Genomic DNA, 16,190 nt, shown 5'->3' with positions numbered 1-16,190 from the left:
GTCTGGATTCAGTAATACGGGTACAACGAAATGCATTGCCCATAAAAAAAGCCAGTCAGGAACCCTGACTGGCTTTTTCAGCAGTGCGTCAACGATTAATCGTCAGAACCGCCCAGGCCTGCGTTCAGCAGCTCTGCAAGGCTTGCAGAAGCTTCTTCCGCGCTCACCTGCGGTGCAGCGGTCGGCTCGCCAGCGGCGCGACGACGGATGCGGTCCTGGTGGTACGCGTAACCGGTACCGGCCGGGATCAGGCGACCCACGATAACGTTCTCTTTCAGACCGCGCAGTTCGTCGCGTTTGCCCGCAACGGCTGCTTCGGTCAGCACGCGAGTGGTCTCCTGGAACGAGGCCGCGGAGATGAAGGACTCGGTTGCCAGAGACGCTTTGGTGATACCCAGCAGATCGCGCGCGAAGGTTGCGCCGATTTTGCCGTCCGCTTCCAGCTCGCGGTTGGCGATCTTGATGCGGGAGTATTCAGCCTGCTCGCCTTCCAGGAACTCGGAGCTGCCTGCATTCACGATGGTCGCTTTACGCAGCATCTGACGAACGATAACTTCGATGTGCTTATCGTTAATCTTAACGCCCTGCAGACGGTATACGTCCTGCACTTCGTTAGTGATGTAGCGGGTCACCGCGTGAACGCCGCGCAGACGCAGAATGTCGTGCGGCGCTTCCGGACCGTCGGAAACCACGTCACCGCGTTCTACGCGTTCGCCTTCAAACACGTTGAGCTGACGCCATTTCGGGATCATCTCTTCGTACGGATCGCTACCGTCAACCGGAGTGATCACCAGACGGCGCTTACCTTTGGTCTCTTTACCGAAGGAGATAATGCCGCTGATTTCAGCCAGGATTGCCGGCTCTTTCGGACGACGCGCTTCGAACAGGTCGGCAACGCGCGGCAGACCACCGGTGATATCTTTCGTACCACTGGATTCCTGCGGAATACGCGCCAGGGCGTCACCCGCACCGATCTGTACGCCATCGTCCAGCTGAACGATCGCTTTACCCGGCAGGAAGTACTGAGCCGGCATGTCGGTGCCCGGGATCAGAACGTCGTTGCCCTGGGCGTCGACGATTTTCAGCGCCGGACGCAGGTCTTTACCACCGGTAGTACGTTCTGCGGAATCCAGAACCACCAGGGAAGAGAGGCCGGTCAGTTCGTCGGTCTGACGAGTGATGGTCTGGCCGTCGATCATGTCGGTGAAGCGGATGAAACCGCTCACTTCGGTGATAACCGGCATGGTGTGCGGATCCCAGTTGGCAACGGTTTCGCCGCCGGCAACCTGCTCGCCATCGCCCTTCGCCATAACCGCACCGTAAGGCACTTTATAGCTCTCTTTGGTACGACCGAATTCGTCGATCAGCTTCAGCTCGGTGTTACGGGAGGTCACCACCAGCTTACCGCTGGAGTTGACAACCGACTTGGCGTTGAACAGCTTGATGCTACCTTTGTTCTTCACCTGAATGCTGGATTCAGCAGCCGCACGCGATGCCGCACCACCGATGTGGAACGTACGCATGGTCAGCTGAGTACCCGGCTCACCGATGGACTGTGCCGCGATAACGCCGATGGCCTCACCTTTGTTGATGATGTGGCCACGCGCCAGGTCACGACCGTAGCAGTGGGCACACACGCCGAAGTCAGTTTCGCAGGATACAACGGAGCGAACTTTCACCGAGTCAACGGAGTTGGCTTCCAGCAGGTCACACCACTGTTCGTGCAGCAGCGTGTTACGCGGGACAAGAATATCCGCAGTACCCGGCTTCAGCACGTCTTCTGCCGTCACACGACCCAGAACGCGATCGCGCAGCGGCTCTTTAACGTCGCCACCTTCGATAACCGGGGTCATCACCAGGCCTTCCAGCGTGCCGCAGTCGTCCTCGGTAACCACCAGATCCTGCGCCACGTCAACCAGACGACGGGTCAGGTAACCGGAGTTCGCGGTTTTCAGCGCGGTATCCGCCAGACCTTTACGCGCACCGTGCGTGGAGATGAAGTACTGGAGTACGTTCAGACCTTCACGGAAGTTCGCGGTGATCGGCGTTTCGATGATGGAGCCATCCGGCTTCGCCATCAGACCACGCATACCGGCCAGCTGACGGATCTGGGCAGCAGAACCACGCGCACCGGAGTCGGCCATCATGTAGATGCTGTTGAACGAAACCTGCTGCTCTTCTTTACCTTCACGGTTAATGACGGTTTCGGTCTGCAGGTTGTCCATCATCGCTTTGGATACGCGATCGTTCGCCGCGGCCCAGATATCGATGACTTTGTTGTAACGTTCGCCAGCGGTCACCAGACCGGACTGGAACTGTTCCTGAATCTCGGCCACTTCGGCTTCGGCTTCAGAAATGATTTCGTATTTCTTCTGCGGAATAACCATGTCGTCGATACCGACGGAGGCACCTGAACGGGCCGCGTAGGCAAAGCCGGTGTACATGGTCTGGTCAGCGAAGATAACGGTCGGCTTCAGGCCCAGAATGCGGTAACAGGTGTTCAGCATTTTGGAGATAGCTTTCTTACCCAGCGCCTGGTTGACGATGGAGAAAGGCAGACCTTTCGGCACGATCATCCACAGAATGGCGCGACCGACGGTCGTGTCTTTCAGGCTGGTGGTCGCAACGAATTCGCCGTTAGCGTCTTTTTCATATTCGGTGATACGCACTTTAACGCGCGCATGCAGAGAGGCCTGGCCAGAGCGGTAGAGACGCTCGGCTTCTTTCGGGCCAGTCAGCACCATGCCTTCGCCTTTGGCGTTAACACAGTCGCGGGTCATGTAGTACAGACCCAGTACCACGTCCTGGGACGGAACGATGATTGGTTCGCCGTTCGCCGGGGACAGGATGTTGTTGGTGGACATCATCAGCGCACGCGCTTCCAGCTGGGCTTCCAGCGTCAGCGGTACGTGAACAGCCATCTGGTCACCATCGAAGTCGGCGTTGTACGCGGCACAAACCAGCGGGTGCAGCTGAATCGCTTTACCTTCGATCAGTACCGGTTCAAAGGCCTGGATACCCAGACGGTGCAGAGTCGGCGCACGGTTCAGCAGCACCGGGTGTTCGCGGATAACTTCGTCGAGGATATCCCAGACGACAGCTTCTTCACGCTCAACCATTTTCTTGGCGGCTTTGATGGTGGTGGCCAGACCGCGCAGCTCAAGCTTGCCGTAGATGAACGGTTTGAACAGCTCCAGGGCCATTTTCTTCGGCAGACCGCACTGGTGCAGACGCAGGTATGGACCTACGGTGATAACCGAACGACCGGAGTAGTCAACGCGCTTACCGAGCAGGTTCTGACGGAAACGACCCTGCTTACCTTTGATCATGTCGGCCAGCGATTTCAGCGGACGCTTGTTGGAACCGGTGATCGCGCGACCGCGACGGCCGTTATCCAGCAGGGCATCTACCGCTTCCTGCAGCATACGCTTTTCGTTGCGCACGATGATATCCGGCGCGGCCAGATCCAGCAGACGCTTCAGACGGTTGTTACGGTTAATGACGCGACGATACAGATCGTTCAGGTCAGAAGTCGCAAAACGACCGCCGTCCAGCGGTACCAGCGGACGCAGATCTGGCGGCAGAACCGGCAGAACGGTCAGGATCATCCACTCCGGCTTGTTACCGGACTGAACGAACGCTTCCAGCAGCTTGATACGCTTGGTCAGCTTCTTACGCTTGGTTTCAGAGTTGGTTTCGTTCAGCTCTTCACGCAGGGTTTCACACTCCTGCTCCAGGTCCATGTTTTTCAGCAGGGCCTGAATAGCTTCCGCACCCATCTTGGCGTCGAATTCGTCACCGAACTCTTCCAGCGCGTCGAGGTACTGCTCTTCGGTCAGGATCTGGTTACGTTCCAGGTTAGTCATCCCGCCTTCGATTACCACGTAGGATTCGAAGTACAGTACGCGTTCGATATCGCGCAGCGGCATATCCAGCAGCAGGCCGATACGGGACGGCAGGGATTTCAGGAACCAGATGTGGGCGGTCGGAGACGCCAGCTCGATGTGGCCCATGCGCTCACGACGCACTTTAGTCTGGGTCACTTCAACGCCGCACTTCTCACAGATAACGCCGCGGTGCTTCAGGCGCTTGTACTTACCGCACAGGCACTCATAGTCTTTCACTGGCCCAAAGATACGGGCGCAGAACAGACCGTCACGCTCAGGCTTGAACGTACGGTAGTTAATGGTTTCCGGCTTTTTAACTTCACCAAAAGACCATGAACGGATCATGTCTGGCGAGGCCAGAGCAATTTTGATCGCATCAAACTCTTCGGTTTTAGTTTGCGCTTTCAGAAACTTTAATAAGTCTTTCACGGATTTGCTCCCGTCGGAGTTAGCACATTCCGCTGCCGGGCGTTAACCCGGCAGCGGTGACCTGTTTGAGCGAGAATTACTCGTCTTCCAGTTCGATGTTGATACCCAGCGAACGAATCTCTTTCAACAGTACGTTGAAGGATTCCGGCATGCCTGGTTCCATCTGATGGTTGCCGTCCACGATGTTCTTATACATCTTGGTACGACCGTTCACGTCATCAGACTTAACGGTAAGCATTTCCTGCAGGGTGTAGGCGGCGCCGTATGCTTCCAGCGCCCACACTTCCATCTCACCGAAGCGCTGACCACCGAACTGCGCCTTACCACCCAGCGGCTGCTGAGTAACCAGGCTGTAGGAACCGGTGGAACGCGCGTGCATCTTGTCGTCGACCAGGTGGTTCAGTTTCAGCATGTACATGTAACCCACGGTTACCGGACGCTCGAACTGCTCGCCGGTGCGGCCATCGTACAGGGTGATCTGACCGGAAGTCGGCAGGCCGCCGAGCTGCAGCAGCTCTTTGATTTCCGCTTCTTTCGCACCGTCGAATACCGGCGTGGCGATTGGCATACCCTTACGCAGGTTCTCTGCCAGGCGCAGCACTTCGTCATCGCTGAAGGTGTTGAGGTCAACTTTCTGACGCACGTCAGTACCCAGATCGTAAGCACGCTGGATGAACTCGCGCAGTTTGGCAACTTCCTGCTGCTGCTTGAGCATGGCGTTGATCTTATCGCCGATGCCTTTCGCCGCCATACCCAGGTGAGTTTCCAGGATCTGACCGATGTTCATACGGGACGGTACGCCCAGCGGGTTCAGAACGATGTCGACCGGCGTACCGTTCGCATCGTGCGGCATATCTTCGATCGGGTTGATCTTGGAGATAACACCCTTGTTACCGTGGCGGCCCGCCATTTTATCACCAGGCTGGATCTGACGTTTAACGGCCAGATACACCTTAACAATCTTCAGCACGCCCGGTGCCAGATCGTCGCCCTGGGTGATTTTGCGGCGTTTCGCTTCGAGTTTCTTCTCAAACTCGTGCTTCAGCTCGTCGTACTGCTCGGCCAGCTGCTCCAGCTGATTCTGCTTCTCTTCGTCGGTCAGACCGAGTTCGAGCCAGCGATCGCGCGGCAGAGCGTCGAGTTTGGACGCTTCAATACCACCGGCAACCAGTACCGCGTAGATACGGCTGAACAGGCCAGCTTCGAGGATCTGCAGTTCTTCAGACAGGTCTTTCTTGGCCTGCTTGAGCTGCATCTCTTCGATTTCCAGCGCACGCTTGTCTTTTTCCACGCCATCGCGGGTAAAGACCTGCACGTCGATAACGGTACCGGAAACGCTGTTCGGCACGCGCAGAGAAGAGTCTTTAACGTCAGACGCTTTCTCACCGAAGATCGCACGCAGCAGCTTCTCTTCCGGGGTCAGCTGGGTTTCGCCTTTCGGCGTCACTTTACCGACCAGGATGTCGCCGCCCTTCACTTCCGCACCGATATAGACGATACCGGACTCATCCAGCTTGGAGAGCGCGGCCTCACCCACGTTCGGGATATCGGCAGTGATCTCTTCCGGCCCCAGCTTGGTGTCGCGGGACACGCACGCCAGTTCCTGGATGTGGATAGTGGTGAAGCGGTCTTCCTGAACCACGCGCTCGGAGACGAGGATGGAGTCTTCGAAGTTGTAGCCGTTCCACGGCATGAACGCGACGCGCATGTTCTGGCCCAGCGCCAGTTCACCGAGGTCGGTGGACGGGCCGTCTGCCAGCACGTCGCCGCGCTCAATCGGCTCACCCAGAGAGACGCACGGCATCTGGTTGATGCAGGTGTTCTGGTTAGAGCGGGTGTACTTGGTCAGGTTATAGATGTCGATACCTGCTTCGCCCGGGTACATCTCGTCTTCGTTAACTTTGATAACGATACGGGAGGCATCCACGTACTGCACCACGCCGCCGCGCTTGGCAACGGAGGTTACGCCGGAGTCGACGGCAACAGCACGTTCCATACCGGTACCTACCAGCGGCTTATCAGCGCGCAGGGTCGGAACCGCCTGACGTTGCATGTTCGCACCCATCAATGCACGGTTGGCGTCATCGTGTTCCAGGAACGGGATCAGGGACGCACCGACGGAAACCACCTGCTGGGTGGATACGTCCATGTAGTCAACCTGGTCGCGGCTGAACAGGCTCGATTCGCCTTTGCTACGGCAGGTAACCAGATCGTCTACGAAACGGCCTTCGTCGCTCAGGTTGGAGTTCGCCTGGGCAATAACGAAGTTACCCTCTTCAATAGCAGACAGGTAATGAATTTCGTCGGTCACCACGCCGTCGGTCACTTTACGATACGGGGTTTCGAGGAAGCCGTATTCGTTAGTCTGTGCGTACACGGACAGGGAGTTGATCAGACCGATGTTCGGACCTTCCGGGGTTTCGATTGGGCAGACGCGACCGTAGTGAGTCGGGTGTACGTCTCGCACTTCGAAGCCCGCACGTTCACGGGTCAGACCACCCGGGCCGAGTGCCGAGATACGACGCTTGTGCGTGATCTCAGACAGCGGGTTGTTCTGGTCCATAAACTGGGACAGCTGGCTGGAGCCAAAGAACTCTTTCACCGCCGCCGAAATCGGCTTGGCGTTGATCATGTCCTGCGGCATCAGGGTGTCGAGGTCGCCCAGAGAGAGACGCTCTTTCACCGCACGCTCTACGCGCACCAGGCCAACGCGGAACTGGTTTTCCGCCATTTCGCCCACGGAACGGATACGACGGTTGCCGAGGTGGTCGATATCATCCACTTCGCCTTTACCGTTACGGATATCAATGAGCTTCTTCATAACGTCAATGATGTCGTCTTTGCTCAGGATACCGGAACCTTCGATCTCGTCACGCAGCAGAGAGCGGTTGAACTTCATGCGGCCTACCGCAGAGAGGTCGTAGCGGTCTTCAGAGAAGAACAGGTTCTCAAACAGGCTTTCGGCCGCTTCGCGGGTCGGCGGCTCACCCGGGCGCATCATGCGGTAGATTTCTACCAGCGCGCTCAGGCGATCGTTAGTCGGATCGACGCGGACGGTCTCAGAGATGTACGGGCCGTGGTCCAGATCGTTGGTGAACAGCGTTTCGATACGCTTGTGGCCAGACTGGCTCAGCTTGGCCAGCAGATCCAGGCTCAGCTCCATGTTCGCCGCGCAGATCAGTTCGCCGGTGTTGGTATCAACGTAGTCCTTCGCAGCCACTTTGCCCGCGATGTACTCAACCGGCACTTCGATGTGTTTAACATCGTCTTTTTCCAGCTGGCGGATGTGGCGCGCGGTAATGCGGCGGCCTTTCTCAACGTACACTTTACCGTCGGCTTCGATATCGAAGGAGGCGGTTTCACCGCGCAGGCGCTCAGGAATCAGCTCCATCTGCAGCTTGTTGTCGCGAATTTCAAACACCACTTTTTCAAAGAACAGGTCGAGGATCTGCTCAGTGGTGTAGTTCAGCGCGCGCAGGATAATGGTCGCCGGCAGCTTACGACGACGGTCGATACGGACAAACAGGTTGTCCTTCGGATCGAACTCGAAGTCCAGCCAGGAACCGCGGTAAGGGATGATGCGTGCGTTATACAGCACTTTACCCGACGAGTGGGTTTTACCCTTATCGCTGTCAAAGAAGACGCCCGGGCTACGGTGCAGCTGAGAAACGATAACGCGCTCGGTACCGTTGATGACAAAGGTACCGTTGTCGGTCATGAGCGGAATTTCGCCCATGTACACTTCTTGTTCTTTGATGTCTTTGACGGTGCCTTCCGGCGCTTCACGCTCATAAATCACCAGGCGCAGCTTAACGCGCAGGGGAGCGGAATAGGTCACGCCGCGGATCTGACACTCTTTAACGTCAAATACCGGTTCGCCAAGGCGGTAGCTGACGTACTGCAGCTCGGAATTACCGCTGTAGCTTGCGATCGGGAACACGGAACGGAATGCCGCTTCCAGACCATACTGACCTTCAGGATCTTGCTCGATAAACTTCTGGAACGAGTCAAGCTGGATAGAAAGGAGATATGGGACATCCAGCACCTGCGGACGTTTACCAAAATCCTTACGAATACGTTTTTTCTCGGTATAGGAGTAAACCATTAGGGTTCCTCAGCTCGCTGACAAGTCTTCGACCCACTCTGCCCACTGGACGGGCAGTTTATGCAACACCATTTTGTTGACCGGAAAATGGAACACTTTCCGCAATACTTGTTGCTATCACGCTTAAACCATTTCATCGCGATTTACACAGGAGTCGAAGCCTGTCGCGGTATATTAAGACGTCGATAGAAACAAGTATTGTCAAGGCAGCCCGCAGTCAAACAGTGTGAAATGCTGCTGGCGCCCTACAGCGCAAAAAGGCTGGTGACTAAAAAGTCACCAGCCATCAGCCTAATCGCTTAGGCTGCAACCGGAAGGGTTGGCTTATTTAACTTCAACTTCAGCGCCAGCTTCTTCCAGAGATTTTTTCAGAGCTTCAGCGTCATCTTTGCTCACGCCTTCTTTCAGAGCGGCCGGAGCAGATTCTACCAGGTCTTTAGCTTCTTTCAGACCCAGGCCAGTTGCGCCACGTACTGCTTTGATAACAGCAACTTTGTTAGCGCCAGCGGCTTTCAGGATAACGTCGAACTCGGTTTTCTCTTCAGCAGCTTCAGCCGGGCCAGCAGCAACAGCTACAGCAGCGGCAGCAGAAACGCCGAATTTTTCTTCCATTGCAGATACCAGTTCAACAACGTCCATTACGGACATAGCGGCAACTGCTTCGATGATTTGATCTTTAGTGATAGACATTTAAATTGTTCCTGAATATCAGAATAAGTTTATACGTAGGCGAATGCTTTACAAAGAAAACGGCAATTAAGCAGCTTCTTTCGCATCGCGTACAGCAGCCAGAGTGCGGACCAGCTTGCCGGCAGCGGCTTCTTTCATGGTCGACATCAGACGTGCCAGTGCTTCTTCGTAGGTCGGCAGAGTTGCCAGGCGGTCGATCTGAGACGCCGGGATAACCTCACCTTCAAAGGCTGCAGCTTTGACCTCAAAGTTTGCATTCGCTTTCGCGAACTCTTTGAACAGACGAGCAGCAGCGCCCGGGTGTTCCATAGAGTATGCAATCAGGGTCGGACCAACAAACGTGTCTTTCAGGCACTCAAAAGCAGTACCTTCAACAGAGCGACGCAGCAGGGTGTTACGAACAACACGCATGTATACGCCGGCTTCACGACCTGCTTTACGCAGTTCAGTCATTTTGTCTACGGTTACGCCACGGGAATCCGCAACGACTGCAGACAGCGCGCCTTTGGCTACTTCGCTGACTTCAGCAACAATCGCTTGTTTGTCTTGAAGATTTAAAGCCATTAGCTTTGCTCCTGGATGTTTGCCAGAGTCGAACTCTGGAACTCACTTCATCCATCTCAACGAGATGAACGTCTTAAATACGGTGAGCAGAAACAAGCCAAAAGTATCAAAAAATAATCTTAGCGTTCTGTCACCGTCTACGCAGGAAATTAAGGCCCTGACGGGACACCTGCGGTCTTCGACGGAGGCCTGGATAGGCCAGGCTCCAACGAACAAATCTGTTCTATGACTTCGTCCTTCAAACCGCAGCCGCGTTGGCTGCGTTCGTTCGCACCAGTCACATAGTTACCTATGTGACTGGCGACTCACTCGCTTGCCGCCTTGCTGCAATTCGAATGACTCGCATAGAATTCTGCTTTAAGCAGAATACGTGGGGGTAAGATTGTAGACAAAATCACCGCCCACGTAAAGGCAAATCTTAAGCAGCAGACGCGCTCAGACCCGCCTGATCAACGGCAACGCCAGCACCCATGGTGGTGGAGATGCTGATTTTCTTGATGTACACGCCTTTCGCCTGAGTCGGTTTCGCTTTTTTCAGCGCAACCAGCAGAGCTTCCAGGTTTTCTTTCAGTTTGTCAGCGTCAAAATCCACTTTACCGATGGTGGTGTGGATGATGCCGTTTTTGTCGTTACGGTAGCGAACCTGACCGGCTTTAGCGTTCTTAACCGCTTCAGCAACGTTCGGAGTCACAGTACCCACTTTCGGGTTCGGCATCAGGCCACGCGGACCCAGTACCTGGCCCAGCTGGCCAACAACGCGCATTGCATCCGGGGAAGCAATAACAACGTCGAAGTTCATTTCGCCTTTCTTGATCTGGTCAGCCAGATCTTCCATACCTACCAGCTCAGCGCCAGCTGCTTTAGCAGCTTCAGCGTTCGGGCCCTGGGCAAATACGGCTACGCGAACAGAACGGCCAGTACCGTGCGGCAGTACAGTTGCACCACGTACGTTCTGGTCAGATTTACGCGCGTCGATGCCGAGGTTAACGGCAACGTCTACGCTTTCTACAAACTTGGCAGTTGCCAGTTCTTTCAGCAGAGAGATAGCTTCGTTGATGTCGTACTGTTTGGTCGCATCAACTTTCTCACGGATCACACGCATGCGCTTGGTCAGTTTAGCCATTTCTTAGTCCTCCACTACCAGGCCCATGGAACGTGCAGTACCTTCGATGGAGCGAGTCATCGCTTCAATGTCGGCACCAGTCATGTCGGCAGCTTTGGTCTGCGCGATTTCCTGCAGCTGAGCGCGGGAAATTTTACCTACTTTCTCTTTGTTCGGCTTACCGGAACCAGACTTGATGCCCGCTGCTTTTTTCAGCAGAACTGCTGCCGGCGGAGTCTTGGTAACGAAAGTGAAAGAACGGTCAGCGTAAACGGTGATAACTACCGGGATCGGCAGACCTTTTTCGATGGATTCAGTTTTGGCGTTGAACGCTTTGCAGAATTCCATGATGTTTACGCCCTGCTGACCCAGAGCCGGGCCTACCGGCGGGCTCGGGTTAGCCATACCAGCTGCAACCTGCAGCTTGACATAGGCTTGTACTTTCTTAGCCATGCTTAATTTCCTCTAGTTGGGTTATAGCGCCTCGGAAGAGGCTCCCCGTGATAAAAATCGTTCTACGGACAAGGTCCATAAAAACAAAAGGCGCGAAATTGTAGTCCAATTTCGCGCCCTGTGCAACGGTTGCTCGCGGCTTAGTTAGGCTTTTTCAACCTGGCTGAAGTCCAGCTCTACCGGCGTTGCGCGGCCGAAGATAGAAACGGAGACTTTCAGGCGGGACTTCTCGTAGTCCACCTCTTCCACCACGCCGTTAAAGTCGGCAAACGGGCCGTCGTTAACGCGGACCATTTCGCCCGGCTCAAACAGCGTTTTCGGACGCGGCTTATCGCCAACCTGCTGCAGGCGGTTCATGATCGCATCGACTTCTTTGTCGCTGATCGGCGCCGGACGGTCAGAGGTACCGCCGATAAAGCCCATCACGCGCGGAACGCTGCGTACCAGGTGCCAGCTGGCGTCGTTCATCACCATCTGGACCAGTACATAGCCCGGGAAGAATTTGCGCTCGCTTTTGCGACGCTGGCCGCCACGGATCTCAACCACCTCTTCAGTGGGGACCATGACTTCACCAAACAACTCTTCCATATTGTGTAATTTGATATGCTCGCGCAGCGATGTGGCTACGCGGCCTTCAAAACCGGAAAACGCCTGAACGACGTACCAGCGCTTCTTAGGAGCTTCAGACATCTCAGAACCTCAGGCCAGTGATAAAGGATACCAGGCGAACCAGAATACCATCCAGTCCCCACAGGAGCAGTGACATTACCGCCGTAACTGCAGCAACGATAAGCGTGGTATGCAGCGTTTCCTGACGCGTCGGCCAGATGACCTTACGCATTTCGATACGCGCTTCACGGGCAAACGCCACGGTCGCCTTGCCTTTCGTCGTCAACAGCGCAACACCACCTGCTGCAGCAATCAGAATCACTACGGCCAGCGCACGCAGTGGCAGCGTAATGTCACGGTAAAGGTAGTTGCCTACTACCGCGACCAGCAGCAGTGCCACAACGACAACCCACTTCATCGCTTCCAGGCCGCGCCCGCTCCCTTGAGCTTCGGTATTCGCACTCATAAACCAACCTGTACAAGAATTCGACAAACATCTTTGCCCCGCGTGAGCGAGGCAACCAAACCGAAAATGCTCTGCTGTGCTTTTCGGACTTAACGCCCTCTACAGAGCCTGTCTCAGCAATGATTATGACAAAAAAAATCACTGATGAGCCAGGTTCTGGTTCGAAAGCGTGCAAAAAGGGCATCAGATGATGCCCTTTTATTGCGCATTGCGTCAAATGTTATCAGCGATTAGCCAAGAACTTTAGCAACAACGCCCGCACCAACGGTACGGCCACCTTCACGGATTGCGAAACGCAGACCGTCGTCCATCGCGATCGGGTGGATCAGGGTAACAACCATCTTGATGTTGTCGCCCGGCATTACCATCTCTACGCCTTCCGGCAGTTCGATGGTGCCAGTCACGTCAGTAGTACGGAAGTAGAACTGCGGACGGTAGCCTTTGAAGAACGGAGTGTGACGGCCGCCTTCGTCTTTGGACAGGATGTACACTTCAGATTCGAACTTGGTGTGCGGCTTGATGGAGCCCGGCTTAGCCAGTACCTGACCACGTTCGATTTCTTCACGCTTGATACCACGCAGCAGAACGCCGACGTTCTCACCAGCACGGCCTTCGTCCAGCAGTTTGCGGAACATTTCAACGCCAGTACAGGTGGTTTTCGCGGTGTCTTTGATACCAACGATTTCAACTTCTTCACCAACCTTGATGATACCGCGCTCTACACGACCGGTAACAACGGTACCACGACCGGAGATGGAGAATACGTCTTCGATCGGCAGCAGGAACGGCTTGTCAATCGCACGCTCTGGTTCCGGGATATAGGTATCCAGGTGGCCAGCCAGTTCGATGATTTTCGCTTCCCACTCTGCGTCGCCTTCCAGCGCTTTCAGCGCAGAACCGCGAACGATCGGGGTGTCGTCGCCCGGGAAATCGTACTGAGACAGCAGTTCACGAACTTCCATCTCTACCAGTTCCAGCAGCTCTTCGTCATCAACCATGTCGCACTTGTTCAGGAACACGATGATGTACGGAACGCCTACCTGACGACCCAGCAGGATGTGCTCACGGGTCTGCGGCATCGGGCCGTCAGTCGCAGCAACAACCAGGATCGCGCCGTCCATCTGCGCAGCACCGGTGATCATGTTTTTAACATAGTCGGCGTGGCCCGGGCAGTCTACGTGCGCGTAGTGGCGAGTCGGGGTGTCATATTCAACGTGAGAAGTGTTGATGGTGATACCACGAGCTTTTTCTTCCGGCGCGTTATCGATCTGGTCGAATGCGCGGGCAGCACCGCCGTAGGTTTTAGCCAGTACGGTAGTGATGGCAGCGGTCAGCGTTGTTTTACCATGGTCAACGTGGCCGATAGTACCGACGTTAACGTGCGGTTTTGTACGTTCAAACTTTTCTTTAGACATCGATTGTCCCTCTAAGACACGGATAAATCGGTGATATCACCACATCAACCAGGCGACATGCCTGACTTGTTGAATGCATGAGAAACAGAGAAAACAGGGAGGAGAGATAGTGAAGTGGTGCTGATACCCAGAGTCGAACTGGGGACCTCACCCTTACCAAGGGTGCGCTCTACCAACTGAGCCATATCAGCACGTCTGGAGCGGGCAGCGGGAATCGAACCCGCATCATCAGCTTGGAAGGCTGAGGTAATAGCCATTATACGATGCCCGCATCCTGAAACTCGGCTACCCAGTTCTTTCTGTCATCGAAAAGTAATTTCTTACTTTTCGTTGTGAGCCGGCTAACATTCTTACCAGCTCGTGCAGCAAAATGCTGCCAGAAAGTGGTGGTGGGGGAAGGATTCGAACCTTCGAAGTCTGTGACGGCAGATTTACAGTCTGCTCCCTTTGGCCGCTCGGGAACCCCACCGGACTTGATGGTGCCGACTACCGGAATCGAACTGGTGACCTACTGATTACAAGTCAGTTGCTCTACCTACTGAGCTAAGTCGGCATCAAGTAGCGCGCATTCTAGGGAGAGCTGGCAAACCATGCAACTAAAAATTTGCAGAAAATGTTCTGTTGCTTATATTTTGAGCGTGACAATGCAAAAAATATGCAAAGTGTGTGCAAATCCAGCAGTCAGCTTACCGATGGCGCGAAAATTCTGAACACCCGCCGCTATGCTTACGTGATGCCCGCAGAGGAATGCACCACATAATGGGATTTTTCCTTCTGGTTTCATTCCATCTGGTGTTAACCTCCTGCCCATTGTCCTTATTTACTGAATGTGATGCGCCATCACTTGCGACAAATAGCGCAGACCGTGGCCGACAGAGCATGCTTATGAGCAAAAAAGAGCAAACGTTAATGACGCCCTATTTACAGTTCAACCGCAGCCAGTGGGCTTCACTACGTGATTCCGTGCCGATGACCCTAACCGAAGGGGAAATCACGCGCTTAAAAGGCATTAACGAAGATCTCTCTCTCGAAGAGGTCGCGGAGATCTATCTCCCTCTCTCTCGTTTGCTTAACTTCTATATCAGCTCTAACCTTCGCCGCCAGGCGGTGCTGGAGCAGTTTCTCGGCACTAATGCGCCGCGCATTCCCTACGTTATCAGCATCGCTGGCAGCGTGGCGGTGGGTAAAAGCACCACTGCGCGCGTACTGCAGGCCCTGCTCAGCCGCTGGCCCGAACACCGCCGCGTCGAACTGATCACCACCGACGGCTTTTTACATCCGAACGAGGTGTTAAAAGAGCGCGGGCTGATGAAAAAGAAGGGGTTTCCGCAGTCCTACGACATGCGCCGGCTGGTTAAATTTGTCTCCGATATTAAGTCCGGCGCGGCGGATGCCACTGCACCGGTCTATTCGCACCTTATCTATGATGTGATCCCGGACGGCGATAAAACCGTTACTCACCCGGATATTCTGATCCTCGAAGGTCTGAACGTTCTGCAAAGCGGAATGGACTATCCTCACGATCCGCATCACGTCTTTGTTTCTGATTTTGTTGATTTCTCAATCTACGTTGACGCGCCGGAAACATTGCTGAAAAAGTGGTATATCAACCGCTTTCTGAAGTTTCGTGAAGGGGCATTCACCGATCCGGACTCCTACTTCCACAACTACGCAAAGCTCAGCCGCGACGAGGCGGTCAATATTGCGACGACGCTGTGGAATGAGATCAATTTGGTGAATCTGAAAGAGAATATCCTACCGACGCGCGAGCGCGCGAGCCTGATCCTCACCAAGAGCGAAAATCACTCTGTCGACCAGGTGCGGCTGCGCAAATAGAGGCTCTGCCGCGCAGTCCACAAAGAAAAGCCCCGCGTGAGCGGGGCTAATCTAAGGCGCAACATAACCTAATCAGCGATGGCCGTCGCCGGTTCCCTCCGCGCCGCCGTGCGTCTGGTTAACGCAGTGAGTCGGAAAGTTAGAATCCACATAGCGCACCACCAAAGGTGCGACGATATGGATAAGAACCGCGAGTAAAACGGCTTTCAGAAAGTCCATGCGAGAAGCCTGCTTGATTTGGCTAACGCTGGCGGCTATTCTTGCATTGCTGATGTACAAGATCACCCCCGTTAGTTGCCTGTTTAACATCGCAACGTGCGGGGGTTTTCTCTTTCTGGCGCAAGGAGCCGCGAGAGAAGAGATCCCCCGCGTCGCTGCACCTGCCGGTCAAAAAACCCGGCGCGGCTATCATGGAGGCGTTGAACGCCGGCCGTCAACTCTGCTACCGGACATATCAATAAGACTAAAGAGCTTTGTTCCTCTCCGGAGGTTCGACTCCTCCCTGCCGTGAACGCAAAAAAGCCTGCTCGATGAGCAGGCTTTTTAAAATTGGTCGGTGATAGAGGATGACTCGCCGCTTCGCGACTCGCCCTGCGGGCCGTTGCTAAAGCAACGTTTTCTCGCTCCGCTCGAA

11 protein-coding genes, 4 tRNA genes and 1 other RNA gene are annotated in these 16,190 nt (G+C 54.9%); 1 reads left to right on the top strand and 15 read right to left on the bottom strand.

Annotation, left to right across the window (positions count from 1 at the left end; genetic code table 11):
* Positions 1–95: 95 nt before the first annotated feature.
* The 13 genes from rpoC to ENGE1_RS17595 form a co-directional block, all read right to left on the bottom strand.
* A complete protein-coding gene (gene rpoC, locus ENGE1_RS17655; protein WP_043081009.1) occupies positions 96–4,316 on the bottom strand; it encodes a DNA-directed RNA polymerase subunit beta' in 4,221 nt (1,406 codons plus the stop codon).
* Positions 4,317–4,392: 76 nt separating this feature from the next.
* Complete coding sequence (gene rpoB / locus ENGE1_RS17650) at positions 4,393–8,421, bottom strand: DNA-directed RNA polymerase subunit beta (protein WP_045289400.1); 4,029 nt, start codon at positions 8,419–8,421, stop codon at positions 4,393–4,395.
* 324 nt (positions 8,422–8,745) lie between these two features.
* Positions 8,746–9,111, bottom strand: coding sequence for a 50S ribosomal protein L7/L12 (rplL, locus tag ENGE1_RS17645; RefSeq protein ID WP_002445276.1), 366 nt, complete (start codon positions 9,109–9,111; stop codon positions 8,746–8,748).
* A 66-nt stretch (positions 9,112–9,177) separates the two neighbouring features.
* On the bottom strand, positions 9,178–9,675 hold the full coding sequence (rplJ, locus tag ENGE1_RS17640) for a 50S ribosomal protein L10 (protein WP_043081011.1): 498 nt from the start codon (positions 9,673–9,675) through the stop codon (positions 9,178–9,180).
* A gap of 418 nt (positions 9,676–10,093) precedes the next feature.
* A complete protein-coding gene (gene rplA, locus ENGE1_RS17635; RefSeq protein ID WP_043081012.1) occupies positions 10,094–10,798 on the bottom strand; it encodes a 50S ribosomal protein L1 in 705 nt (234 codons plus the stop codon).
* Between the two features lie 3 nt (positions 10,799–10,801).
* Complete coding sequence (gene rplK / locus ENGE1_RS17630) at positions 10,802–11,230, bottom strand: 50S ribosomal protein L11 (RefSeq protein WP_043081013.1); 429 nt, start codon at positions 11,228–11,230, stop codon at positions 10,802–10,804.
* 144 nt (positions 11,231–11,374) lie between these two features.
* Entirely contained in the window at positions 11,375–11,920 is a 546-nt protein-coding gene (gene nusG / locus ENGE1_RS17625; RefSeq protein ID WP_001287521.1) for a transcription termination/antitermination protein NusG, read from the bottom strand.
* Between the two features lies 1 nt (position 11,921).
* Positions 11,922–12,305 (bottom strand): preprotein translocase subunit SecE, encoded by a 384-nt coding sequence (secE, locus tag ENGE1_RS17620; protein ID WP_043081014.1) that lies wholly within the window; start codon positions 12,303–12,305, stop codon positions 11,922–11,924.
* A gap of 230 nt (positions 12,306–12,535) precedes the next feature.
* Positions 12,536–13,720 carry an elongation factor Tu gene (gene tuf, locus ENGE1_RS17615; protein WP_043081015.1) on the bottom strand — a complete coding sequence of 395 codons (1,185 nt, stop codon included), beginning with the start codon at positions 13,718–13,720 and terminating at the stop codon, positions 12,536–12,538.
* A gap of 115 nt (positions 13,721–13,835) precedes the next feature.
* Positions 13,836–13,911: transfer RNA gene (locus ENGE1_RS17610), tRNA-Thr, on the bottom strand.
* A 5-nt stretch (positions 13,912–13,916) separates the two neighbouring features.
* A tRNA-Gly gene (locus tag ENGE1_RS17605) sits at positions 13,917–13,991 on the bottom strand.
* A 113-nt stretch (positions 13,992–14,104) separates the two neighbouring features.
* Positions 14,105–14,189 (bottom strand) — tRNA-Tyr (locus ENGE1_RS17600).
* An 8-nt stretch (positions 14,190–14,197) separates the two neighbouring features.
* Positions 14,198–14,273: transfer RNA gene (locus ENGE1_RS17595), tRNA-Thr, on the bottom strand.
* 332 nt (positions 14,274–14,605) lie between these two features.
* Between ENGE1_RS17595 and coaA the strand changes: the two genes are divergently transcribed.
* On the top strand, positions 14,606–15,556 hold the full coding sequence (coaA, locus tag ENGE1_RS17590) for a type I pantothenate kinase (protein WP_043081016.1): 951 nt from the start codon (positions 14,606–14,608) through the stop codon (positions 15,554–15,556).
* Positions 15,557–15,628: 72 nt separating this feature from the next.
* On the opposite strand, the gene ENGE1_RS28550 is transcribed toward coaA, so the two are convergent.
* Positions 15,629–15,775, bottom strand: coding sequence for a hypothetical protein (locus ENGE1_RS28550; protein WP_155409083.1), 147 nt, complete (start codon positions 15,773–15,775; stop codon positions 15,629–15,631).
* A 331-nt stretch (positions 15,776–16,106) separates the two neighbouring features.
* Positions 16,107–16,190: non-coding RNA, RtT sRNA (locus ENGE1_RS17585), on the bottom strand; the annotation flags it as partial.

This window comes from Pluralibacter gergoviae ATCC 33028 = NBRC 105706, from assembly GCF_001598855.1.
GTDB lineage: Bacteria > Pseudomonadota > Gammaproteobacteria > Enterobacterales > Enterobacteriaceae > Pluralibacter > Pluralibacter gergoviae.
This window is presented reverse-complemented; position numbering and strand designations above follow the sequence as displayed.